The 22,920-nt window shown below is 68.8% G+C and carries 19 protein-coding genes, 2 tRNA genes and 2 pseudogenes; 16 read left to right on the forward strand and 7 right to left on the reverse strand.

Annotation, left to right across the window (positions count from 1 at the left end):
* Positions 1 to 113 precede the first annotated feature (113 nt).
* The 4 genes and pseudogenes from dnaN to KIF24_RS29600 all read left to right on the forward strand — a co-directional run bounded on the left by dnaN (position 114) and on the right by KIF24_RS29600 (position 4,007).
* Positions 114 to 1,247, forward strand: a complete 1,134-nt coding sequence (dnaN, locus tag KIF24_RS29585) for a DNA polymerase III subunit beta (RefSeq protein ID WP_221086825.1) — start codon at positions 114 to 116, stop codon at positions 1,245 to 1,247.
* A 40-nt stretch (positions 1,248 to 1,287) separates the two neighbouring features.
* Positions 1,288 to 2,160, forward strand: a complete 873-nt coding sequence (gnd, locus tag KIF24_RS29590; protein WP_221086826.1) for a phosphogluconate dehydrogenase (NAD(+)-dependent, decarboxylating) — start codon at positions 1,288 to 1,290, stop codon at positions 2,158 to 2,160.
* 16 nt (positions 2,161 to 2,176) lie between these two features.
* A complete protein-coding gene (gene recF, locus KIF24_RS29595; protein WP_221086827.1) occupies positions 2,177 to 3,310 on the forward strand; it encodes a DNA replication/repair protein RecF in 1,134 nt (377 codons plus the stop codon).
* A gap of 156 nt (positions 3,311 to 3,466) precedes the next feature.
* Positions 3,467 to 4,007: pseudogene (locus KIF24_RS29600) on the forward strand (DUF721 domain-containing protein).
* A gap of 82 nt (positions 4,008 to 4,089) precedes the next feature.
* On the opposite strand, the gene KIF24_RS29605 reads toward KIF24_RS29600, so the two are convergent.
* Complete coding sequence (locus KIF24_RS29605) at positions 4,090 to 4,671, reverse strand: hypothetical protein (RefSeq protein ID WP_221086828.1); 582 nt, start codon at positions 4,669 to 4,671, stop codon at positions 4,090 to 4,092.
* A gap of 541 nt (positions 4,672 to 5,212) precedes the next feature.
* On the opposite strand from KIF24_RS29605, the gene gyrB reads away from it, so the two are divergent.
* The 6 genes and pseudogenes from gyrB (at position 5,213) to KIF24_RS29635 (ending at position 11,292) form a co-directional block, all read left to right on the forward strand.
* Entirely contained in the window at positions 5,213 to 7,159 is a 1,947-nt protein-coding gene (gene gyrB, locus KIF24_RS29610; RefSeq protein WP_221086829.1) for a DNA topoisomerase (ATP-hydrolyzing) subunit B, read from the forward strand.
* 131 nt (positions 7,160 to 7,290) lie between these two features.
* A complete protein-coding gene (gene gyrA, locus KIF24_RS29615) occupies positions 7,291 to 9,810 on the forward strand; it encodes a DNA gyrase subunit A (protein WP_221086830.1) in 2,520 nt (839 codons plus the stop codon).
* Between the two features lie 4 nt (positions 9,811 to 9,814).
* A pseudogene (locus KIF24_RS29620) lies at positions 9,815 to 10,737 on the forward strand (DUF3566 domain-containing protein).
* Between the two features lie 194 nt (positions 10,738 to 10,931).
* Positions 10,932 to 11,005: transfer RNA gene (locus KIF24_RS29625), tRNA-Ile, on the forward strand.
* Between the two features lie 44 nt (positions 11,006 to 11,049).
* Positions 11,050 to 11,178, forward strand: a complete 129-nt coding sequence (locus KIF24_RS29630; RefSeq protein ID WP_013730703.1) for a DLW-39 family protein — start codon at positions 11,050 to 11,052, stop codon at positions 11,176 to 11,178.
* A gap of 38 nt (positions 11,179 to 11,216) precedes the next feature.
* Positions 11,217 to 11,292, forward strand: a tRNA-Ala gene (locus KIF24_RS29635).
* 14 nt (positions 11,293 to 11,306) lie between these two features.
* Here KIF24_RS29635 and KIF24_RS34830 read toward each other — a convergent pair.
* The 5 genes from KIF24_RS34830 to KIF24_RS29660 all read right to left on the reverse strand — a co-directional run bounded on the left by KIF24_RS34830 (position 11,307) and on the right by KIF24_RS29660 (position 17,027).
* On the reverse strand, positions 11,307 to 12,590 hold the full coding sequence (locus tag KIF24_RS34830; protein ID WP_221086831.1) for a tyrosine-type recombinase/integrase: 1,284 nt from the start codon (positions 12,588 to 12,590) through the stop codon (positions 11,307 to 11,309).
* Positions 12,591 to 13,045: 455 nt separating this feature from the next.
* On the reverse strand, positions 13,046 to 13,375 hold the full coding sequence (locus KIF24_RS33645; protein ID WP_221086832.1) for a helix-turn-helix domain-containing protein: 330 nt from the start codon (positions 13,373 to 13,375) through the stop codon (positions 13,046 to 13,048).
* Between the two features lie 1,149 nt (positions 13,376 to 14,524).
* Positions 14,525 to 15,685, reverse strand: a complete 1,161-nt coding sequence (locus KIF24_RS29650) for an AAA family ATPase (protein WP_221086833.1) — start codon at positions 15,683 to 15,685, stop codon at positions 14,525 to 14,527.
* 284 nt (positions 15,686 to 15,969) lie between these two features.
* A complete protein-coding gene (locus KIF24_RS29655; RefSeq protein ID WP_221086834.1) occupies positions 15,970 to 16,137 on the reverse strand; it encodes a sigma factor-like helix-turn-helix DNA-binding protein in 168 nt (55 codons plus the stop codon).
* Positions 16,134 to 17,027 (reverse strand): RNA polymerase sigma factor, encoded by an 894-nt coding sequence (locus KIF24_RS29660; RefSeq protein ID WP_221086835.1) that lies wholly within the window; start codon positions 17,025 to 17,027, stop codon positions 16,134 to 16,136. The genes KIF24_RS29655 and KIF24_RS29660 overlap by 4 nt, the downstream gene beginning before the upstream one ends.
* Before the next feature lie 153 nt (positions 17,028 to 17,180).
* Between KIF24_RS29660 and KIF24_RS29665 the strand changes: the two genes are divergently transcribed.
* Positions 17,181 to 17,378 carry a hypothetical protein gene (locus KIF24_RS29665; RefSeq protein ID WP_221086836.1) on the forward strand — a complete coding sequence of 66 codons (198 nt, stop codon included), beginning with the start codon at positions 17,181 to 17,183 and terminating at the stop codon, positions 17,376 to 17,378.
* Positions 17,379 to 17,526: 148 nt separating this feature from the next.
* A complete protein-coding gene (locus tag KIF24_RS29670; protein WP_331461325.1) occupies positions 17,527 to 18,888 on the forward strand; it encodes a hypothetical protein in 1,362 nt (453 codons plus the stop codon).
* 1,272 nt (positions 18,889 to 20,160) lie between these two features.
* On the opposite strand, the gene KIF24_RS29675 is transcribed toward KIF24_RS29670, so the two are convergent.
* Positions 20,161 to 20,316 (reverse strand): hypothetical protein, encoded by a 156-nt coding sequence (locus KIF24_RS29675; protein ID WP_221086837.1) that lies wholly within the window; start codon positions 20,314 to 20,316, stop codon positions 20,161 to 20,163.
* 175 nt (positions 20,317 to 20,491) lie between these two features.
* Between KIF24_RS29675 and KIF24_RS29680 the strand changes: the two genes are divergently transcribed.
* From KIF24_RS29680 to KIF24_RS29695, 4 genes are read left to right on the forward strand one after another with little or no spacing between them, the layout of a single operon-like run.
* Complete coding sequence (locus KIF24_RS29680; RefSeq protein WP_269440644.1) at positions 20,492 to 20,818, forward strand: PadR family transcriptional regulator; 327 nt, start codon at positions 20,492 to 20,494, stop codon at positions 20,816 to 20,818.
* Positions 20,819 to 20,820: 2 nt separating this feature from the next.
* Positions 20,821 to 21,201, forward strand: a complete 381-nt coding sequence (locus KIF24_RS29685) for a DUF1048 domain-containing protein (RefSeq protein ID WP_221086839.1) — start codon at positions 20,821 to 20,823, stop codon at positions 21,199 to 21,201.
* Positions 21,198 to 22,010, forward strand: coding sequence for an ABC transporter ATP-binding protein (locus KIF24_RS29690; protein WP_221086840.1), 813 nt, complete (start codon positions 21,198 to 21,200; stop codon positions 22,008 to 22,010). Before KIF24_RS29685 ends, KIF24_RS29690 begins: the two co-directional genes overlap by 4 nt.
* Positions 22,007 to 22,771 (forward strand): ABC transporter permease, encoded by a 765-nt coding sequence (locus KIF24_RS29695; protein WP_221086841.1) that lies wholly within the window; start codon positions 22,007 to 22,009, stop codon positions 22,769 to 22,771. The genes KIF24_RS29690 and KIF24_RS29695 overlap by 4 nt, the downstream gene beginning before the upstream one ends.
* Positions 22,772 to 22,920 lie beyond the last annotated feature (149 nt).

Below are 22,920 nucleotides of genomic sequence, written 5' to 3' on the forward strand. Positions count from 1 at the left end.
CAGCCGATACCCTCGCGCCCTAAGGTGCGATGGGTACCCACACGCCAGGCGGGTCGGTGGGCAGCGTCCGGCATGAGAGAGTTGACGACGTCGACGTCGACGCGGAGGCATTGATGAAGTTCCGAGTGGAGCGCGACGCGCTCGCCGAGGCCGTGGCGTGGACCGCGAAGAGCCTGCCCAGCCGGCCCTCCGTGCCGGTGCTGGCCGGCGTGCTGCTCCGGGTCACCGAGGGCAGTCTGCAGGTCTCCGGCTTCGACTACGAGGTCTCCAGCCAGGTCACCGTGGAGGTGCAGGGCGACGCCGACGGTGCCGCGCTGGTCTCCGGGCGGCTGCTCGCCGAGATCACCAAGGCACTGCCGGCGAAGCCGGTCGACATCGCCGCGGTGGGGGCGCATCTCGAACTGGTCTGCGGCAGCGCCCGGTTCACCCTGCCGACGATGCCGGTGGAGGACTACCCCACCCTTCCCGAGATGCCGCAGAGCGCCGGCACGGTCGACGCGGCGGCCTTCGCCGCCGCCGTGGCCCAGGTCGCGATCGCCGCCAGCCGGGACGAGACGCTGCCGATGATGACCGGCGTACGCGTCGAGATCTCCGGCGGCAGCCTGGCCATGCTCGCCACCGACCGCTACCGGCTGGCCCTACGCGAGATGGAGTGGAGTCCGGACGACCCGGAGATCAGCATCAACGCGCTGGTGCCCGCGCGGACGCTCAACGACACCGCCAAGGCCCTCGGCCCACTCGGCGGCCAGGTCATCCTGGCGCTGTCCCAGGGCTCGGCCGGCGAAGGCATGATCGGTTTCTCCGGCGGCACCCGGCGGACCACCAGCCGGTTGCTCGACGGCGCCAACTACCCGCCGGTCCGTTCGCTCTTTCCGGCCGCCCACAACGCCGAGGCGCGGGTGCCGGTCGGCACCCTCATCGAGGTGGTCAAGCGGGTCGCCCTGGTCGCCGAACGGGCCACCCCGGTGCTGCTCAGCTTCAGCGCCGACGGGTTGGTGGTCGAGGCCGGCGGCACCGAGGAGGCACGGGCCAGTGAGGCCATGGAGGCGACCTTCAGCGGTGAGCCACTCACCATCGGCTTCAACCCGCAGTACCTCATCGACGGGCTGGCCAACCTCGGCACCCAGTTCGCCGTGCTCCACTTCGTCGACGCCTTCAAACCTGCGGTGATTTCCCCCGCCGGGGAGGATGGCGAGCTCATCGCTGGGTACCGGTACCTCATCATGCCGATCCGCGTGTCCCGCTGATCGGCAGAGCCCACCCGCACCCACGGAAGGCGATCAAGAGATGCAGCTCGGCCTGGTAGGACTCGGCCGGATGGGCGGCAACATGCGCGAGCGGTTGCGCACCGCCGGTCACGAGGTGGTCGGTTTGGACCACAATGCGGCGCTGACCGACGTCGCCAGCGCGGCCGAACTGGCCGAGAAGCTGGACGCGCCGCGAGCGGTCTGGGTGATGGTGCCCGCCGCGGTCACCGACGCCACCATCGACGAACTGGCCGCCGTGCTGGGCGAGGGCGACCTCATCATCGACGGCGGCAACTCGCGCTTCAGTGACGACGCCCTTCGGGCCGAGCGGCTCGACGAACGTGGCATCGGCTACATCGACGTGGGCGTGTCCGGCGGGGTGTGGGGTCGGCAGAACGGCTACGGCCTGATGGCCGGCGGAGCCCAGGAACACATCGAACGGCTCATGCCGATCTTCAACGCGCTCAAGCCCGACGGCGAGTTCGGCTTCGTGCACGCCGGCCCCGTCGGTGCCGGCCACTACGCCAAGATGGTGCACAACGGGATCGAGTACGGCCTGATGCACGCCTACGCCGAGGGCTACGAGCTGATGGCCGCGTCGGAACTGGTGACGAACGTGCCAGGCGTGATCAAATCCTGGCGCGAGGGCACGGTGGTCCGCTCCTGGCTGCTGGACCTGCTCGACCGGGCGCTGGACGAGGACCCGCAGCTGAACCAGCTCAGCGACTACACCGAGGACACCGGCGAGGGACGGTGGACGGTGGACGAGGCGGTCCGGCTCGCCGTGCCGCTCAACGTCATCACCGCCTCGCTGTTCGCCCGCTTCGCCTCCCGGCAGGACGACTCGCCGGCCCTGAAGGCCGTCTCCGCGCTGCGCCAGCAGTTCGGCGGGCACGCCGTACGCAAGCCCTGACCGGCACCGGCCTCCCGTGTACGTGCGCCGGCTGGAACTGGTCGACTTCCGCTCCTACGAGCGGGTGGCCGTCGACCTCGAACCGGGGCCGAACGTCCTGATCGGCGCCAACGGGGTCGGCAAGACCAACCTGGTCGAGGCGCTGGGTTACGTGGCGACGCTGGACTCGCACCGGGTCGCCACCGACGCGCCGCTGGTGCGGATGGGCGCCACGGCGGCGGTGATCCGCTGCGCGGTCGTGCACGACGGTCGGGAACTCCTGGTGGAACTGGAGATCGTTCCGGGTAAGGCAAATCGGGCCAGGATCGGCCGCTCCCCGGCCCGCCGGGCTCGGGACGTGCTGGGCGCGCTGCGCCTGGTGCTGTTCGCCCCGGAGGATCTCGAACTGGTCCGGGGCGACCCGGCCGAGCGCCGCCGCTACCTCGACGATCTGCTGGTGCTCCGCCAGCCTCGGTACGCGGGCGTCCGCGCCGACTACGAGCGGGTGGTGAAGCAGCGCAACGCGCTGTTGCGCACCGCGTACCTGGCGCGCAAGACCGGCGGGTCGCGGGGCGGTGACCTGTCCACCCTGGCCGTCTGGGACACCCACCTGGCCCGGCACGGCGCCGAGCTGCTCGCCGGCCGGCTGGAACTGGTCGCCGCGCTGGCTCCGCACGTGGTCAAGGCGTACGACGCGGTGGCCGCCGGGCGTGCCGCGGCGGGGATCGCGTACCGACCATCGGTGGAGCTGACCGAGCCGACCACCGACCGGGAGGTCCTCGCCTCGGCGCTCGCCGCCAGGCTGGACGAGTCCCGATCCGCCGACATCGAGCGGGGCACCACGCTGGTGGGCCCGCACCGCGACGAACTCGCCCTCAGCCTCGGTCCGCTGCCGGCCAGGGGCTACGCCAGCCACGGGGAGTCGTGGTCCTACGCGCTCGCCCTCCGGCTGGCCGGGTACGACCTGCTCCGCAGCGACGGCATCGAACCGGTGCTGGTGCTCGACGACGTCTTCGCCGAGCTGGACGCCGGCCGGCGGGACCGGCTGGCCGACCTGGTCGGCGGGGCGAGCCAGCTGCTGGTGACCTGCGCGGTGGCGGACGACGTGCCGGCCGCGCTGCGTGGCACGCGCTACGAGGTGGCCGAGGGGGCGGTGCGCCGTGCCGGATGAACCGCAGCCGCCCGGCCGGGACAGCGAGCCGTCGGGACGGCAGCGTCGCGTCCCTCGTGGGGGACCGCGCGTACCGCCGGGGCGGGTGGGGCCGGCGACGGCGGCCGAGCGGGCCCACCGGCCGGCCGTGGGGCCGGTCCGGACCAACCGCCGCCGGTGACGTCCGGCGGCGACGGCAGCGAACGCGGCACGGACGGCGCCGCCGGGCCGCAGCTGGCGCGCGCCGTGCTGGACGCGGCGAAGGCCCGACGGGAGGCGACCGGGCGGACCCGGCGTCGCGGCGGCACCGGCGGGACCGGCGACGAGCGCCGGCTGCGTGGCTACTCCGGGCCGGGGCCGGACCCCGCGATCCGCAGCCGCTCGGCGCGGTGCTGGACCGGCTGGTGAAGGCCCGCGGCTGGCAGCAGCCGGCCGCCGAGGCGACGGTCTTCGGCGCCTGGGAGCGGGTGGTCGGGTCGGAGGTGGCCCAGCACAGCAGGCCGGTGAAGCTGGAGAACGGCGAGTTGACCGTGGAGGCGCGCTCCACCGCCTGGGCGACCCAGCTGCGGCTGCTCGCCGGGTCGTTGTTGCAGCAGATCGGCCGGGAGGTCGGCCACAACGTGATCCGCAAGCTGCACATCCACGGACCGGCCGCGCCGTCCTGGTCCCGGGGGCCGCGCCGGGTACGCGGCCGTGGCCCCGCGACACCTACGGCTGACGCCGCGGGGCCGACGGCGGAGCCGGGAACGGGCGGTGTGCACCCCCGCCGATAGGACCGGCCGCCGGCCGGGTGCCGCCGGTTACGTCTGGGCGGCCCGGCGCGGCGCGGCCGACTCGGCGTAGACCGCGAAGCCGTGGTCGGCACAGCGCCGGTAGAAGGCGGCCAGCACGCTCAGCTCCGCACAGGTGAAGGTCCACTGCGGCGCGGCGCCGCTGTCGTCGCGGAGCGCGTCGAGCCGGCTGTCCAGCCAACGCAGCTGCTGCTCGGCCAGGCGGCCGTCGGCCAGCAGCGAGCGCAGCACCGTGCCGACGGACTCGAAGGTGACGGCCTCGCCGTGCGGGCGGTGCGCGGCCACGAACCGTTCGATGCCACCGGCGATCCAGGCGCACCCGTCGGGGTCGATGACCGGATCCTCGTCCTCGGCGGCGGCGTCGGTGGCGTAGAGCACACCATCGAGCCCGAGGATCAGATCCACCACCTCCGTGTACGCGGTGGCCCGGACCGTGCCTGTCTTCGCGATCAGTTCGGCGAGCGCGGCGGTCGGTGCCGAGATATTCGGCACGTCGACGATATCGCCGAAGTCGACGAACTCGGCCGGTGCGACCGGGTCGTAGAAGCGGCCGGTCCGCGGCCACTGGACCGCGACGTTGTCCAGCCCCATCTGGTGTCACCTCTCAACGGGCGCGGGCGAGTCGATCGGGTCGATCGTCCGGTTCCAACCGTGAAAGATCAAGGCCGGCCCGCCAACCCGTCGTGGCGGAACGCGCGAACCTGGCAGCTTCGGCCGGTACCGCCAGCTTCGCCAATCCCGGTGGGCAGCGCCGTCATGCGGCAGATCCGGTGATCATGCCCTGGCGTGTAGGGGGAGTCGCGGACAGCGCGATTCGGCCCGCTACGGAGATCTGAGCCGCCGCGAAGGGGTGCCGAGTAGTGGTTCTATCGCCTGCGCACAGTAAGATTGGCGTGAGACGAAGACCCGGTGCGGAGCGACGGGTCGCGGGTCCGGTGCGGGCCCGCGATCATTGTCCGACTCGGGTCGAGCCGATCGCGATCCGCGGGCAACCGCGGCGACCGGCGCGTTCGACCCGTACCCCGGAATTGTGTCCCCGGTGCCGGTCCGCGTGCCGACGTCGCGTCCTGTCCCGCCGAACCCGCGTCCGAACGCGCCCTGTGGCGCGGTCGACGCGAGAAAGTGGCCGAGGGTGGCAGCGCAGGACAATCAGCAGTACGGCGCAGAATCGATCACCGTCCTCGAAGGGCTGGAGGCGGTCCGCAAGCGGCCCGGTATGTACATCGGGTCGACCGGCGAGCGTGGTCTGCACCACCTGGTGTGGGAGGTCGTCGACAACGCGGTGGACGAGGCGATGGCCGGTCACTGCGACACGATCGACGTGGTGCTGCTCACCGACGGCGGCGTCCGGGTCACCGACAACGGCCGGGGCTTCCCGGTCGACCTGCATCCCAAGCTCAAGAAGCCGGGCGTCGAGGTGGCGCTGACCGTGCTGCACGCGGGCGGCAAGTTCGACGGCAAGGCGTACGCGGTCTCCGGCGGTCTGCACGGTGTGGGTGTCTCGGTGGTGAACGCCCTCTCCACGAAGATGGCGGTGGAGATCCACAAGGACGGCTTCGTCTGGCGGCAGGAGTACCACCACTCCAAGCCCACCACGCTGGAGAAGGGCGAGCCGACCGACCGGACCGGCTCCGCGGTCTCCTTCTGGCCCGACCCGAACGTCTTCGAGACCGTCGACTTCGACTTCCAGACCATCTACCGCCGGCTCCAGGAGATGGCCTTCCTCACCCGTGGTCTCACCATCCACCTGCTCGACGAGCGGGTCCCGGAGGGCGAGGACGGCAAGATCCGCGAGGTGACCTTCCAGTACGACGGCGGCATCGCCGACTTCGTCCGCCACCTGAACGCCTCGAAGAACCCGATCCACAAGACCGTGGTCGAGTTCGGTGCCGAGGAGGAGGGCATGGCGGTCGAGATCGCCATGCAGTGGAACGAGTCGTACGGCGAGTCGGTCTACACCTTCGCCAACAACATCAACACGCACGAGGGTGGCACCCACGAGGAGGGGTTCCGGTCCGCGTTGACCACCGTCGTCAACCGGTACGGCGCGGACAAGAAGTTCCTCAAGGGCGACGAGAAGCTCTCCGGCGAGGACATCCGCGAGGGCCTTGCCTCGATCATCTCGGTCAAGCTGACCAACCCGCAGTTCGAGGGTCAGACCAAGACAAAGCTGGGCAACACGCCGGTGAAGAGCTTCGTGCAGCGGGTCTGCAACGAGTGGCTGGTCGACTGGCTGGACCGTAACCCGGCCGAGGCGAAGATCATCATCACCAAGGCGTCCCAGGCCGCCCGCGCCCGGATCGCCGCCCAGCAGGCCCGCAAGCTGGCCCGGCGCAAGTCGCTGCTGGAGTCCGGTTCGATGCCGGGCAAGCTGGCCGACTGCCAGTCCACCGACCCGCGCGAGTCCGAGGTGTTCATCGTCGAAGGTGACTCGGCGGGTGGCTCGGCGAAGCAGGGGCGTGACCCGCGTACCCAGGCGATCCTGCCGATCCGCGGCAAGATCCTCAACGTGGAGAAGGCCCGGATCGACCGGGTGCTGAAGAACAACGAGGTGCAGGCGCTGATCACCGCGCTCGGCACCGGCATCCACGACGACTTCGACATGGAGAAGCTGCGCTACCACAAGGTGGTGCTGATGGCCGACGCCGACGTCGACGGCCAGCACATCCAGACGCTGCTGCTCACCCTGCTGTTCCGCTTCATGCGCCCACTGGTCGAGCTGGGGCACGTCTACCTGGCCGCACCGCCGCTCTACAAGATCAAGTGGAACAGGAAGGGCGACGACGCGCAGTACGCGTACTCCGACCGGGAGCGCGACGGCCTGATCGCGCTGCGGCAGCAGAAGAAGCCGAACGCCAAGCCGGATGACATCCAGCGGTTCAAGGGTCTCGGCGAGATGAACTACCCGGAGCTGTGGGAGACCACGATGAACCCGGCCACGCGTACGCTGCGCCAGGTCACCCTGGACGACGCGGCAACCGCCGACGAGCTGTTCAGCGTCCTGATGGGTGAGGACGTCGAGGCCCGTCGCTCGTTCATCCAGCGAAACGCCAAGGACGTCCGCTTCCTGGACATCTGACCGAACCGGCACCGGGCCGGAGACAGGCTTCCGGCCCGGCCGCCGGTCCACAGAGTTATCCACAGCTTGGCCGGTATCCACAGCCGTTATCCACAGCACGAAAACGACACTCAGTCTGATAAGGGTTAACAGTGACCGATTCCCCCGAGTCCACACCCAACGAGCCCGAGATCCCCGAGGCGCTGGCCGCCGTCGTCTCGCACGACCGGATCGAGCCGGTCGGGCTCGAGGTGGAGATGCAGCGCTCCTACCTCGACTACGCGATGAGCGTCATCGTCGGGCGCGCGCTGCCGGACGTGCGGGACGGGCTCAAGCCGGTCCACCGCAAGATCCTGTACGCCATGTTCGACTCGGGCTACCGGCCGGACCGCGGCTACGTGAAGTGCTCCCGTGTCGTCGGCGACGTGATGGGCCAGTTCCACCCGCACGGCGACTCGGCCATCTACGACGCGCTGGTCCGGATGGCCCAGCCCTGGTCACTGCGCTACCCCCTGGTCGACGGCAACGGCAACTTCGGTTCGCCCGGAAATGATCCGGCTGCGGCCATGAGATACACAGAATGCAAGCTCGACCCGCTGGCGATGGAGATGCTGCGGGACATCGACGAGGACACCGTCGACCTCCAGGACAACTACGACGGGCGGGCCAAGGAGCCCACCATTCTGCCGTCGCGGATCCCGAACCTGCTGGTCAACGGCTCCGAGGGCATCGCGGTCGGCATGGCCACCAAGATCCCGCCGCACAACCTGCGCGAGATCGGGGCGGCCGTGCAGTGGTGCCTGGAGCACCCGGAGGCCGACGAGGCCAGCACGCTGGAGGCGTTGCTGGAGATCGTCAAGGGTCCGGACTTCCCGACCCACGGTCTGATCGTCGGGCAGTCCGCCATCCAGGACGCGTACCGCACCGGTCGTGGTTCGATCCGGATGCGGGCGGTGGTGGAGGTCGAGGAGGACAAGCGGGGACGGCCGGCGCTGGTGGTCAGCGAACTGCCGTACCAGGTCAACCCGGACAACCTCGCCGAGCGGATCGCCGAGCTGATCAAGGAGGGCAAGCTCGCTGGCATCGCCGACATCCGCGACGAGTCCTCCGGGCGTACCGGCATGCGGATCGTGCTGGTGCTCAAGCGCGACGCGGTCGCGAAGGTGGTCCTGAACAACCTCTACAAGCACACCCAGCTTCAGGAGACCTTCGGCGCCAACATGCTGGCCCTGGTCGACGGGGTGCCGCGCACGCTGAACCTCGCTCAGTTCATCCGCTACTACGTCGAGCACCAGATCGAGGTCATCCGCCGGCGTACGGCGTTCCGGCTGCGGAAGGCGGAGGAGCGGGCGCACATCCTGCGCGGCCTGTCCAAGGCGCTGGACGCGCTGGACGAGGTGATCGCCCTGATCCGGCGGTCGCCCACCGTCGAGGACGCGCGCCAGGGTCTGATCCGGCTGCTGGACATCGACGAGATCCAGGCCACCGCGATCCTGGACATGCAGCTGCGCCGGCTCGCCGCGCTGGAGCGGCAGCGGATCCTCGACGACCTGGCCAAGCTGGAGGTGGAGATCGCCGATCTGAAGGACATCCTCGCCAAGCCGGAGCGGCAGCGCAGGATCGTCTCGGAGGAACTCGGCGAGATCGTGGCCAAGTGGGGCGACGAGCGACGCACGAAGATCATTCCATTCGACGGTGAGGTCTCGATGGAGGACCTCATCGCCCGGGAGGACGTGGTCGTCACGATCACCCGCACCGGGTACGCGAAGCGCACGAAGGTCGACCTCTACCGCTCGCAGCGGCGCGGCGGCAAGGGTGTCAGCGGCGCCACGCTGCGGCAGGACGACATCGTCAGCCACTTCTTCGTCTGCTCGACGCACGACTGGATGCTGTTCTTCACCAACAAGGGTCGGGTGTACCGGGCCAAGGCGTACGAGCTTCCGGAGGCCAGTAGGGTGGCCAAGGGCCAGCACGTGGCCAATCTGCTCGCCTTCCAACCGGACGAGCAGATCGCACAGATCATCGAGATCCCGAACTACCAGGTGGCCCCCTACCTGGTCTTGGCGACGAAGAATGGCCTGGTGAAGAAGACGCGGCTTGAGGAGTTCGACTCCAACCGATCCGGCGGCATCATCGCGATCAACCTGCGCGATGAGGACGAGCTGGTCGGTGCTGCGCTCGCCGGCCCCGCCGACGACCTGCTGCTGGTCTCCAAGAACGCCCAGGCGATCCGGTTCAACGCCACCGACGAGGCGCTGCGGCCGATGGGGCGGGCGACCTCGGGGGTGATCGGCATGCGCTTCGGCGAGGAGGACGTGCTGTTGGCCATGGAGGTCGTCCGGGAGGGATTGGACGTCCTGGTGGCCACGAACGGGGGATACGCGAAACGTACCCCGATCGAGGAATACCCGGTCCAGGGCCGGGGAGGTAAGGGTGTACTGACTGCGAAGATCACCGAGCGACGCGGTGGTCTGGTCGGTGCCGTGGTGATCGACCCGGACGACGAGCTGTTTGCCATCACCAGCAACGGTGGCGTCATCCGGACTCCGGTGAAGCCTGTACGCCGTACGCGTGACCGGAACACAATGGGGGTCAAGCTGATGGACCTTCCGGACGGCGTGACTATCGTGGCGATTGCTCGCAATGCCGACGAGCCTGACGAACAGGACTAGTTGAATGACGGAGACACAGGCGAAGTCGGGGAACGCGGGAACCTCGGCCAACCCGGTCGACGAGGAGGCCGCGAACAGCGGCACGCCAGCGACCGGCCGCGCGGCCGTGGGTCGGGCCACCGTCCCCGCCGACGCGCCTGCCCCGAAATTCACCCGGGCTCCCGGTATGGCGCCACCGCCCGAGAAGCCGACGGACGACCAGGAGGCCGAGGCGGCCGGGGAGGAGAGCGTCGCCGAGCCCACCGGTTCCGCGGAGGCAGCAGCGACCGCCACCGCCGCCGGCAAGCCGTCGGCCCCCAACCGCCGCCCGCCCGCCCAGGTCAGCCCCGGCCGGCCGGCACCGGTTTCCTGCCGAACGCCAGCACCGGCACGACCGGCACCCAGCCCCGGGTGACCGGGATGGGCCCGAAGCCGGACGCCACCCGCCCCTTCGGGTTGGGCCGTCCGGCGAACGGTGGAGGGCTACCCCCGGGGGTCGGCACGGCCGCCGTCGGTGCCGCACGGGTGGGCGAGGCGGTACGCGCCGCGCGTACCTCGGTCAGCTCGGCCGCCTCGCGCGGGCCCCGCCGAGCCCGGCTGAACCTCAAGCGGATCGACCCCTGGTCCGTGATGAAGTTCGCGTTCGCCGTTTCGGTGGTGCTGTTCATCGTCATCGTCGTCGCGACCTCGGTGCTCTACCTGGCGTTGGACGCGATGGGCGTGTTCACCAGCGTGAACGACAGCCTGGGTGACCTGGTCAACGCGGGCGGTGGGCAGAGCACCAGCGGCTTTGAGATCACCGCCCGTGGGGTGATCTTCAGTTCGGCCCTGATCGGTCTGGTCAACGTCGTGCTCTTCACCGCGCTCGCCACGCTCGGGGCATTCGTGTACAACGTCTGCGCCGACCTGGTGGGCGGTATCGAGCTGACCCTCGCCGAGCGCGACTGACACCCGTCGACCCGAAGCAGCCGCCGGGCCGGGCCGGGCCGGGCCGCGTTCGCGGCCGGCCCGGCGGGCGTCATATCGGTGGGACCGCCGGTGGCTCTCCGGTAGGTTCGAGTCGGCGGTGAGGGGTGACGAGGTGCCACGGCCCCGATTTGGGGGGGCGTGGGCGGATGGGTTAACCTTGCTCGTCGCTATGCGGGGCTATAGCTCAGTCGGTTAGAGCGCAGAGCTGATAACTCTGAGGTCGCTGGTTCGATTCCAGCTAGCCCCACCGCAGATGGTCCGACGGCATGTCGAGCGTGAGGGGCAGCCCCGATGTTCAAGAAGCTGTTGATCCTGGTCGGCGTGGTCGGCGTGGCCGCCGTGGTGGCCAAGAAGATGAAGGAAGCGAACGACGAGCGCGCTCTCTGGCACGAGGCGACCACCTCGCCAGACCTGCGCTGACGCCGTCCCGTCAATCCGTCGGACGATACGTCCCGCACGGGGCCCTAGCTCAACTGGCAGAGCACTGCCTTTGCAAGGCAGGGGTTAGGGGTTCGAGTCCCCTGGGCTCCACCAAGCTCCGGTGCAGGTCACCGGGCGTCTCCCCCTTCCGATTCCGGGCTGTCGGATCGATGTTCATCTTTCCTCGTCAGCGAATCGTCAGCGGGGTCCGCGAAAACGCCTCGGATGACCCGGTGGAAGTCGGCCGGCGTGTGCGTGTAGCGATTGAGTGTGGTGGATGCCTGTTCGTGGCCCATGACCGCCTGTACAACGTTGACCGGCACCCCGCTTGAGATCAGGTACGTGGCGTATCCGTGCCGCAGATCGTGGAAGCGCAGCCCACCTGCTGCCTTCACTGCGACGTGCGCCGCTGCCTCCCGATGCGTGGTGAACTCCGCTGACCACTCAACGCTCTCCCGGTCGCGCCAGGTGGCCCGGAATCGGTACGGTCCGGTCTCCGTGACCTCGCCGAGCAGCCCGGCCCGTACCAGCGACGGTCGCCAGACCTGACGCCGGAAGTTGCTGCGGAGCATCGGGTCGCCTGCCTGGTTGGTGAACACCCGATCTGCCTCGGCGGGGTCCGCCCTCTTACGATGCCGCGCCAACTCGGCCCGCAGGAACGGCGGGACCGGAACTACGCGCCGGCTCTGTGCTGTCTTCGGGTACGGCTTGTCCGTAGCGTGCCCATTGACCTCGATTACCACTCGCTGCACGGTCAACGTTGCGTCCCGGTCGTCGTCGTCCGGCAAGTCGATATCGGCCCACCGCAGCCCGAGGCACTCACCCCACCGCAGACCGGCGCCGGCCGCCGCCGCGACCACCGGTCGATGCCAATCCGGGACGCTCGGCAACAGCAGCTCCGTCACCTGATCGAGCGTGAGCGGGACAAGCCCTTCCGCGCGCTTGCGCTGTGCTGGTAGCCGCACTCCCTCGCACGGGTTGAACGCGATCAGTCGGCCGCGCACCGCTGACGCGAGGATGGACGACAGCAGCGAGTGGCATGAGGCGACGGTGGCCGGCGACAGCTCACGACCCATTCGTGTCACCCACTCCTGGACGGCCAGGTGATCGATCCGCCCGACCGGCCAGGTGCCCCACTGCGGCAGCAGCCGCGCCCGGAGACGCGATGTCCAGCCAGCGAGCGTCGTCGTCTCCACCGACCGCGATGCCAACCACCGTTCGGCGTACGTGCTGAACCGGATCTTTCCTGCTGCGGGATCGACGTAGGTTCCCTGACTGACGGTCGTCTCGGTGGCCGCGAGGTATGCGGCGGCTTCCTTGCGCGTGCGGAAGGTCTTCGCGCGCTGGCTGCCGGATGGGTCGCGCCAGTTGGCGCGGAACGTGCCTGCGGGTGTCTTGATGATGTGTCCCACGGTTGTGGATCTCCTTGGGTCGGTGACGGTCGGTTACCTGTGGCTTGGCCGGTGGTTGGCCCAGCTAGCAGGGCTTGCGGGGGTGGTGATTCGCGTTCTGGCGGGGTTCTCGGGTGTTGGTGCTGGTGGGCTGCTATCTGCTATCGCCCTGGTGGTGTGGGCGATCGGCTGCTAGCACGTCTGCTATCGCTAGCAGGGCGGGGTGCTATCGATTGCGGCTCTGCTAGGTCGGGTGCCGCCGCTGATTTGGTGACGCAGCGTGTATCTGGCCGGGGTGGTGGGGAGGGTGGCCTAGCGCTGCTGAACCCACGTCGGTGAGCCGCTGCGGAGGGGTTCAGTCGCGCTGGCCGGTTGTGCCGCTAGGCGATAGGTGGCAGGTAGGGGCGGGGTTGGGCCGCTAGCAGTGCCGCTAGGTCTAGCGGGTGGTGGTGCTAGACCTAGCGGCACGTCGGCGGTTACGCGCCGTTGCGGTGGCGCTGCTCGCGGCGTTCGATCGCGGCCAGTTCTCGCTCGACGTCTTCGACGCTGGCGGTGGGTAGTCCGTCGATCCACTGGTGGAGGCGGCGCTTCGGGATGGCCCACCGGCCACCGAGTTTGATCGCGGGGATGTCGCCGGAGCGGACGAGGGCGTAGGTGGAGCCGAGGGACAGGCGCAGGATCTCTGCGGTTTCGGCGACGGTGTAGACGGCGCTGACGACGGGCGCGGTGCGGCCGGTGGAGATGCCCCCCGCCTCGGTGGGGGTGGTCGGGGTTGGTCGCTGCGGGAAGGGGATGACGGTGCTCACGTCGGTGTCCTCCGGGGTAGCGGTAGCGGCTGCTCGGGGTCGGTGAGGGGCAGTAGGGCGGGTTTTTGGGTGTTGGCGGTGGGTGCCGCTACCCGCTACATCGGGCCGTTTGTGCTGCTCAGCCCGGTAGCGGCGTGGGTAGCGTTGCCGCTACCTGGTAGCGGGCCGCTGCTACATGTCGCGGTCGCGGCCAGGCCGCCCGGCGGGTGCCGTTGGTGGCCGGTTTCGGGCTGCGGTGGTGGTGGCCGCGACCTGCGACCCGGGGCTGTTGGTGCTGGTCGGGCCGGTCGCGGTTTGGGTCGCGTCGGCGCGACCGGTCGCGGGCGGGCCGCGACCTGGTGTGGTGACGGTTGCCGCCTGGCCGTGACGCAACGCCCGCGGTCGAGCTGCCGGCGCGGGTGACAACCGGGGTTGTCGCCAGGTGGCTTCCGTCGTCCGGGTTTCGTCACGCGGGGCGCGCTGCCCGTGACGAAACGCCCGCGTGGTCGAGCTGCCGGCCCGCGTGACAACCGGGGTTGTCGCCAGGCGGCTAGGAGGTGCCCGGTCGTCGCGGTGGCCGGCAGGGCGGGCCGGGCGGGTGGCCGGCGGGTTGGTCCTAGACCGCTAGATCGCTGGTCGGCTGCGGTGTTGGCTCCTAGGGGTGCTCCTAGGTCTAGGAGGGTGCCGGTCCTAGGGCTAGGAGGGCTGGCAAGCCGGTCCCTGCCGGCCGTCCGCCGGTCGACGGTCTGTTGTGGAGGGTTGGTGGGTCGGTTCGGCAGAAGAGCACAGGGCGGGCCGCTGAGAGGGCCGTAGGCGCATGATCCGACCGGGGTAGGGGTTAGGCCATGCGTCGATGCGTCTGTGTGGCTCTGAGCGGGCCGGTTTCCGGTCGCCTGGCCGCGCGGTGCGGCTGGCGGGGGTGGTGGTGGCGCTGACACGTTGACACTCCTCCGTGATCGGTGGTGTTTGTGCTGGTCAGGGCCGATGTCGCGCTGTCAGCGCGGGGTGTTGACAGGCGTTGACAGCGCTGACACCTGGCCGCCCCTGGCGGGGTAACGGACCGTGACTGGATTGGCCAGTTGGAGCGCCAGTCGGCTCAGTCAGGGCAGTTGGCTCAGCTTCCGTGAGGTGAGCTGACTGAGCCGACTGTGAGCCGACTGGCGCAGCCGCTCACGTTCCGTGAGCGGGGTTGAGTTGCCAGATCGAGGTGGACGGGAAGCCGGCGCGGGTGGTGGTGACCTTGGCGCGGGTGCGGGCGCGCTTGAGGGTCGCCTCGGCGAAGCCGGCGGCGCGGGCGGCCTTGAGCACGTCCTCGCGGGCCGCTTCGCCGCCCTGGCTGATGAGGTATGCCTTCAGCCAGTCGGCGCACTCGTCGCGCTCGGTGCGGTCCTCTACGGTGCCGGTGGCGCTGTCGCCGAGGATGTCGCCCACGGACCGGTCGGACTCCCCGGTGATGGTCAGCTTCCCGACGTAAGCCGGTCCCTCGTCGGTGGGGATTTCCACGGACTCGACGACGTACCGCAGCGAGGGCACGTCCAGGGGGCCGAGGTTGTTCTTCGCCTGGCTCATGACGCACGAGCCGTCTCCGGCGTCGTCGTCGCGGGCTATGGCGATCACGGCACGGGCCACAGCGGAGAACGCCCGCGACCCGGTGATCAGGTTCAGGGCGTCGGGGCTGGCTGACTTGTTGAAGTGCGCCAAGCCGACCACCGCGCACCCGGTGCGGTCGGCCATGTTCACCAGCGGTTCCAGGGCGGTCCGTAGGTCGCGGTCGCGGTGGGTGTCGATCGCCGAGTGGATCAGCGACAGCAGCGGGTCAGCGGCCAGCAGCGCCACACCGAGACGGGTGATCTCCCGGCCCAGCGCCGTGCAGTCGCGCGGAAGGGTGAGGGAGTCAAAGCCGCCATCGTGTTGCACGTCGACCCGGTACACCATGTCCATGTCCGCGCCGGCCGCGAACAGGCGCGGGCCGATGGTCTGCGACCACGAATCCTCGGTGGCCGCGTAGATGACCGGGCGCGGCGTGCCGTGGTGCCGGCCCGGCAGGATGCCTCGGGTGATCTGCGCGGTCAGCCACGCCAGGGTGAGGGACTTGCCGATGCCCTCACGGCCGGGGATCACGGTCAGCGCGCCGGAGGGAATGCGGTTGGTCCAGGTCCACGCCACGGGGCGCATCCGGATCTGAGAGGCGGGAGTCAGCAGGATCTTCCGGCCGTGCTCGGCGTTCCCGCCGGGCTCAACCTGACCCTTGCTGGCCGCCGCGTGGACCGGTTCACCATCCGGGGTATGGCCGGCGCTGATGCCGTCCAGACTCGACAGGCGAGGGGGCATCTCCGGCTCAACCCGGCTGAAACACTGCGCAGCGGGATCAGGTCCGCCCGTCGCAGCGCTGCGGAGTGTTTCAGCCGGTTGTGGTGGTCGGACACCCGGGGCCGAAGATCCGCCCCGACTCGTTGGTGGTGGTGGTGAGTCCGGCGTCAGCCGGTCATCCTGGAGGTTGTTCGTGGTCACCGTGTGACTCCGTTCGGGTCAAGATTCGGGGGGGGGGTCCGGCCAGCCGGACCCGGGTTCGTGACGGTTGCCGCCTGGCGGCTCTGTCACCCGGTGCTGGTTGGTCAGGCAGCGGCAAGCAAGCCCTGACGTACGAAGGACTCCTTCGCTGCCGCCCACGTGCTGCGGACGGTGTTGGCCGAGCAGCCCAACCGGGCCGCGATCTCGGTGGGCCGCACGCCGTCCAGCCGCATGGCCGCGATCTGCCGGCGGCGCGGCGGGAGGGTGGTCACAGCGGACCGCAGCGTCTCGCGCTGCTCAGTGGGAATGACGCCACGGGCGGCAGCGCGCGCGCGGCGGCGGCCGGGTCGGCGAGCTGCCGAGACAGCACGTCCTTCGCGCGCCGCCACGCCTGCCGCTCCATGGCCGCGCTCATGCCGACCCGTGCGGCGACCTCGGCCGGGCTCAGTCCGTCCAGCCGCAGCTGCGCGACCTCACGCATACTCGGGTTCAGCGCTGCCGCCAGTTCCCGCAACGTGGCGCGTTCGACCTCCGAGCAGTTCTCCACGTCCACCGACTCGGCGAGCTGGCGGCGCAGGCGGCGTTGCGCCGTGGTCCACGCGCTGTCCACCTGCTTCGGCGTGCGACCCAGCTCCCGCGCGATCTCCGACTGGCCCTGCCCGTCCAGCCGCATCCGCACCACCGTCTGCTCGAACGCCGACAGGGTGCCGATCGCCTCGTGCAGCGCCGACACCATCGCTTCCTTGCCCGCAGGCTGCGCGGCATCGTCGCTGACCGCCAGCGGTGCGGCGTTCTCCCACATCCCCGCGTCGTCGGAGCAGACCTCGCGCCAGCGGCCCACCGTCAGCCGGCACAGCGCGCCGTGAGCCACACCGAACAGCCACCGCGCGAAGCCGTCTTCGCTGCCGTTGTCCTCCCACGAGCCGATCGAGCCCAGCGCGGTCGCCCACGTCTCCGACGCCACATCCTCGGCCAACATCCGGTCCCCGGTACGCCGAAGCGCCCACACCACCAGCCGATCTGAGAACCGCCGGTACAGCGGGTCGAACGCCTCCCGCTGACCGGACCGCGCCAACAGCGCCAACTCACGAACCGACATCTGCGACAGGTCGGACAGCAGCAGACCGTTCCGGGGCAGCATCGAGCTACGCTTGACCAGCATCTTCGTACTCCTTCGCCTGGAGATCCGTTGGTGTACTGGCCTCGGCGGGGTTGCACCCCCGCCGGGGCCGCTCGCATAGGTGACACGGTAACCGGCTAGCCGGTAGCTGTCTAGTCGTATCGCCGGTAGCTGTCTAGTGGCTAGACTGACCGAATGACGGCTCTTGAAGACCTTGAAAAGCTCGGTGCCCGCGTACGGGAGGCCAGTCAGGCGCTCGAAGACCTGCGGCAGCAGCGGGACCAGCTCATCCGCGACGTGCGCCGCTCCACCAACCACACCGTTCCCGAGATTGCCGACGCGGCCGGCGTGTCGCAGGCGACCGTGAAGACGGTCGTTCGCGGTGTTCGTTGATCTCGCTGCCATGCAACGAGGAAACCTCGCATCGGCAGTGGTCAACACCATGTGAGGGCCCGTGTGAAGTGCGCTAACCCATGTGGGCGTATCCCGGCGGGCCGCTCGGCCGGTACCGTCCGAGGTAGGCCCATGGGGAGGCGGACACGTGAACGAACCGAATGATGCGCTGGCGGCGCTCGTCGTCGAGGCAGGCTTTTCGTGGGCCGGACTGGCGAGGCGAGTCAACGATCTCGGCGCGAACGAGGGGCTGGCTCTGCGGTACGACTACACCGCCGTCAACCGCTGGGTAAAGCGTGGAGAGACGCCACGCTCGCCGGTTCCAACGCTGCTCGCACGGGCACTGACGGAGCGCGTGGGCCGGAGGATTAGCCCATCTGACTTCGGCATGACTGAGGAAGAAACCCTTGCTGCGCGAGGGTTGGAGTACGGAGACGATCCACACGCGACCGTGGACACGATCATCGATCTCGGGAGAGCTGACGTGAAACGCCGCGACATCGTGAAAGCGCCGTTCGTGCTGGCCGCACTGGGTGCACCTAGCCGAGACTGGCTCCTTGCCACGCTTGACGAGACGACGACTGAGCGCGGGCCGCGCCAGGTGGGCATGCGCCAGGTGGCCGGCATCCGGGAGATGTTCGCGCTCTTTCAGGACATGGACGTGATGCGCGGCGGTGGGCACGCCCGGACCGCACTGGTCGAGTACATGCAGAGCTACGTTCTTCCCTTGCTCAAGCGAGAGCACGAACCGGCCGTTCAGCGCGCGCTCTACGAAGCCGCAGCGGAGCAGTCGTACCTGGTGGGCTGGATGGCGTACGACGATGGCGAGCACGGGCTAGCCCAGCGGTACCTGATTCAGGCGCTCCGCCTGGCGCAAGCGGCCGGCAGCGCTGCTCTCGGAGCGCACGTGCTCGCCGGCATGTCCGATCAGGCGAACCTACTCGGTCACCCGCGTGAGGCGCTGATGCTGGCTCGCGCCGGCCGTCACGGTCTGACCGAAGGTGACTCGCCTGCCTGCCTCGCTGATCTTCACATCCTGGAGGGACGTGCACTCGCAGCTCTCGGAGAGTCGTCCGCCGCCGCTGCGTCGGTCGTCCGAGCCGAACAGACGTTCGGGCGGGTGGTTCACGACGACGAACCGACCTGGGCGAAGTTCATCGACGCGCCGTACATCTTCGGCGAGGCTGCACACTGCTTCCGTGACCTTGGTCAGCCCTCTGAACTTGAGCGCTTCGCCAACGAGTCCGCCGCTGGCGCTCGACGGCAGGGGCGCGCCCGTCGTGGGGCGCTCAGCGAGGCGGCGCTCTCCATCGCTGACCTTGACCGGGCGAACGTCGAGGCTGCCGCGTCCCGTGCAGCGCGCGTAGTGGACCTGGCCGCGTCGGTCAACTCATCGCGGGCCATCGAGACGGTACGCGACCTGCAACGTCGCATGAAGCCGTTCAGTGCCGTCCCTGAGGTCGAGCGGTTCAACCTTCGCGCTGGAGCGCTACTCGGCCTAGCGGCCTAGCCGGGGCAGGCAGGAAAGCTCTGCCTGCCCCGAAGGTCACTAGGCGACGAACAGTGCCGCCAGGGTGGCGGCAGCGGCCACTAGGGTTGACAACGCCGCGACCAGCGCCGTTACAGCTGTGAGACAGCCGATTCGATGCCTGTGCTGCTCATCGCTTCCCTTGGCCCGGCCACGCCGGGTTGCTAACCTGGGCACTCGATCTCCTTTGCTTGTCCGTTGCACGCGGATCAACACGGAGTTCACTGCGGCACCCGTTCCAAGGCGGGTGCCGCTCCGTGTCTCTAGAGGTTCTACACCGCCGTGCTGACAGCTGTACGTACCAGGGTCATGCCTAAACATCAGCCGTGTAAGTCCTCTGGTGGAGATCGAAGCACTAGGCCCGTGAGCAGCACAACCTCGGCGGTGGACGAGTCTCGGGACAACCTGTGGATGACGGTGGACGAACACCTGTGCTAGCTGTGCACGACCTGTGGGTAACCGATTCGCCACTCTCCGGGAAGAAGTCGCTGAACTGGAATAACGTAATCCACAGCCTGTGGACAAAGGTATTTCCGGCTGTGCGGGGCTACCAACCGGCCACTTTCGACTTACCTGTGGGTAGCGGCCCGAGTGGCGGGTGATTGGGCGGCTGTGGTAGGCGGTCCGCGCGTCAGCAGATCGTCAGCAAGAGCCTCGATAGCCGTTGGCAACGGTTGGCAAAGGATCACAGGCGCTGGACGAAGATCGGTGAGTAACGCAACTCACCGACAGCGTCCAACGCCCGTGATCCGCCTTTGCAAGGCAGGGGTTAGGGGTTCGAGTCCCCTGGGCTCCACCAGCACTTCCCTTGTTGATCCCGGTGGCGAGTACAGCGATCCGTGCAGCCAAGCGGTCACGCCGTCCCCTCCTCGCCCAGCACCGTGACCCTTCACTGATCACCGAAGAGAGATGTCTGCCGCTCCTGCCCTGGCCCTCCGGACCGGTAGGTGCCATGGCAACTCAGTACGGTGGGCATGAACAGACTGATCACTGACTCTGGCGAGGGCGGCTGCTACGCGATGGTGTAGCTCGCCGAGGTGCGATTCGAGCAAGGCGACGTCGATGGGGCGCGCGTCGTGCTGGATCACCGCACCGTCGTATCAGCTCACCGTCGTGAGGTCCCGTCGGTAGGTGCGGCTGCTGCCGGACACTACCGATGAGCTGGTTCCGGCGGCGCCGCCACAGCGGCAGCGGATCGTCTAATGTGGATGGCGTGCGGGACGACGTACAGTTCGGACGGGTACCACGGCAGCCCTACCTGCCATCGCTCCTGGTGGTGGCCGGGGTAGCGGGGTCGCCGACGATCGTGGTGGCCTGGAGGCCGATTTCGAGGAGCAACTCGTGGCGATGAGGGGCCGTGCGCCCGGACCGCCCGCGATCGTTTCCGGCATTGTTGATCACCTCGTCCACCTAGCCGTCGTAGCGGCAACCGGTCAACATGATGTGGACTCAGCGCTGGGTGGCTCGTTCTGAAACCCTTCGGTAGTCGGCGTTGCTATCTACCGGTACCTAGTGATACCTTGTACTGGTAGTCAGTGACGCTTGGTAGCGAGGGGATGATGGCATGGGCAACCAGGTGACAGAGATGCTGAAGGGCACTCTCGAAGGCATCGTCCTGGCGATCCTGGCCCGCAGAGCCGCATACGGCTACGAGATCACCGCGTGGCTGCGCGATCGCGGATTCTCGGACATCGCGGAGGGCACCATCTACGCGCTGCTCGTCCGCGTCGAGCAGCGCGGGTTCGTGGATGTGGAGAAGGTTTCCTCCGAAAAAGGGCCCCCGCGGAAGGTGTATTCGCTCAACGCGAAGGGGCGAGACCAACTCGCCGAGTTCTGGAGGACGTGGAGCGTCCTCGTGGAACGCATCGAGCAGCTCCACCACGACGACAACCAGCACGAGGGAGGAGCCTGAGCATGGCTGCGAAGTGGATAGAGACGCTCGTCGGGTCGCTAGAGCAGAAGAAGCAGTACAAGCAGCACATCGCGCGAATCGAGGCCCTGCCGGAGCCCCATCGCGGCGCGGCCAAGGCTCTTCAGCGGTACTTCATGTACCACGGCGGGATCCTCGACGGCGACACGCTCATCACGATGTTCGGCGACTTCGTCGACCTCTGGGAGCGTGCGGTCGCCGACGGAACGCCGGTCCGCGCAATCGTCGGCGACGACCCCGTCGAGTTCGCCGAGTCGTTCCTGCAGGCGTACGCCGGCAGGCAGTGGATTGACAAGGAGCGCGAGCGCCTCCGGAAGGCGATCGACGCTGCCGACGACAACAACGGTGAGGAGAAGAGCGCATGACCACCAACCCGCGCGAACCCGCGATCAGGGTGCAGGCCATCACCAAGTCGTTCAAGGACCTGCACGTGCTGCGGGGCGTCGACTTCGATGTGGCAGCGGGGAGTATTTTCGCGCTGCTCGGCTCGAACGGTGCCGGAAAGACCACGCTGGTGCGGATCCTGTCGACGTTGCTGAAAGCGGACACCGGCACCGCGACCGTCCACGGCTTCGACGTCTCCTCGGCTCCGGCCGACGTACGCAAGTCGATCAGCCTGACCGGCCAGTTCGCCGCGGTCGACGGAGTGCTCACCGGCCGGGAGAATCTGATCCTGGTCGCGAAGCTCCGCCACCTGAAGGACCCGGGTGCGATCGCCGACGACCTGCTCGCCCGTTTCTCGCTCACGGATGCCGGAAACCGCAAGGCGGCGACGTACTCGGGCGGTATGCGCCGGCGGCTGGACATCGCGATGAGCCTGGTCGGCAACCCGCCGGTCGTGTTCCTCGACGAGCCGACCACCGGCCTCGACCCGCAGGCCCGCATCGAGGTCTGGGAGACGGTGAAGCAGCTCGCCAAGGGTGGCACGACCATCCTGCTGACCACTCAGTACCTCGACGAGGCCGAGCAACTCGCCGACCGGATCGCGATCCTGCACAAAGGCACGATCATCCAGAACGGCACCCTCGCCGAGCTGAAGCAACTCCTCCCGGCCGCCAAGGTCGAGTACATCGAGAAGCAGCCGAGCCTCGAGGACGTCTTCCTAGCCCTCGTCGGCGAGACCAGTGACACCGCCGACCAGGCGGCCATGCCCGCAGGAGAGGAATCCCGATGACCGCCCACGCTCTCAGCGACACCGGAACCCTCACCGGCCGCTCCCTGCGTCACATCCTCCGCAGCCCGGACACCATCATCACCACCGCGATCACCCCGATCGCACTGCTGCTGCTTTTCGTGTACGTGCTGGGCGGAGCCATCAACACCGGATCCGACGAGTCGTACATCAACTACATGCTCCCGGGCATCCTGCTCATCACGATCGCGTCCGGCATCGCCTACACGGCGTACCGCCTCTTCCTCGACATGCAGGGCGGCATCTTCGAGCGCTTCCAGTCGATGCCGATCTCGCGACCCTCCGTGCTCTGGGCGCATGTCCTGACCTCACTCTTCGCCAACCTGGCCTCCCTCGTGATCGTCATTGGCGTTGCGCTGATCATGGGATTCCGCACCGGCGCATCCGTGGTCGACTGGCTCACCGCCGCCGGCATCCTGATCCTGTTCATCCTCGCCCTCAGCTGGCTCGCCGTGATGCCGGGCCTGACCGCCAAGACCATCGACGGCGCGAGTGCCTTCAGCTACCCACTGATCTTCCTGCCCTTCATCAGCTCGGCGTTCGTCCCCACCGACTCGATGCCCGGCCCCGTCGCGTGGTTCGCCGAGAACCAGCCGGTCACGTCCATCGTGAACACTCTCCGCGCGCTGTTCGCGCAGCAGCCCGTCGGCAACGACATCTGGATCGCCCTCGCCTGGTGCGTCGGGCTGCTCGTGGTCGCCTACGTCGGCGCGACAGCGATCTACCGCAAGAAAATCAGCTAGTCACTGGACGGTCGCAACAAAACAGCGCCGCATCCGCACGGATGCGGCGCTGTTGGTTCTGGCCGGGGCTTGCCGCAATCTCCAGCATCGCAGCGAGCGAGGCGGCCACGTCCACAATCGTCGGATCCGGCGGCACGGAACCACGCTCG

The organism is Micromonospora tarapacensis (genome assembly GCF_019697375.1).
GTDB lineage: Bacteria > Actinomycetota > Actinomycetes > Mycobacteriales > Micromonosporaceae > Micromonospora > Micromonospora tarapacensis.

Excerpts from the sequence above, each read along its gene's own strand:
- KIF24_RS29630 (WP_013730703.1), top strand. The coding sequence starts at position 11,050 with ATGTTCAAGAAGCTGTTGATCCTGGTCGGCGTGGTCGGCGTGGCCGCC.
- gnd (WP_221086826.1), top strand. The coding sequence starts at position 1,288 with ATGCAGCTCGGCCTGGTAGGACTCGGCCGGATGGGCGGCAACATGCGC.
- KIF24_RS29685 (WP_221086839.1), top strand. The coding sequence starts at position 20,821 with ATGGCTGCGAAGTGGATAGAGACGCTCGTCGGGTCGCTAGAGCAGAAG.
- dnaN (WP_221086825.1), top strand. The coding sequence starts at position 114 with ATGAAGTTCCGAGTGGAGCGCGACGCGCTCGCCGAGGCCGTGGCGTGG.
- KIF24_RS29605 (WP_221086828.1), bottom strand. The coding sequence starts at position 4,671 with ATGGGGCTGGACAACGTCGCGGTCCAGTGGCCGCGGACCGGCCGCTTC.
- KIF24_RS29690 (WP_221086840.1), top strand. The coding sequence starts at position 21,198 with ATGACCACCAACCCGCGCGAACCCGCGATCAGGGTGCAGGCCATCACC.
- KIF24_RS29665 (WP_221086836.1), top strand. The coding sequence starts at position 17,181 with ATGACGGCTCTTGAAGACCTTGAAAAGCTCGGTGCCCGCGTACGGGAG.
- KIF24_RS29650 (WP_221086833.1), bottom strand. The coding sequence starts at position 15,685 with ATGCCCCCTCGCCTGTCGAGTCTGGACGGCATCAGCGCCGGCCATACC.
- KIF24_RS29695 (WP_221086841.1), top strand. The coding sequence starts at position 22,007 with ATGACCGCCCACGCTCTCAGCGACACCGGAACCCTCACCGGCCGCTCC.
- KIF24_RS29660 (WP_221086835.1), bottom strand. The coding sequence starts at position 17,027 with ATGCTGGTCAAGCGTAGCTCGATGCTGCCCCGGAACGGTCTGCTGCTG.
- KIF24_RS29680 (WP_269440644.1), top strand. The coding sequence starts at position 20,492 with ATGCTGAAGGGCACTCTCGAAGGCATCGTCCTGGCGATCCTGGCCCGC.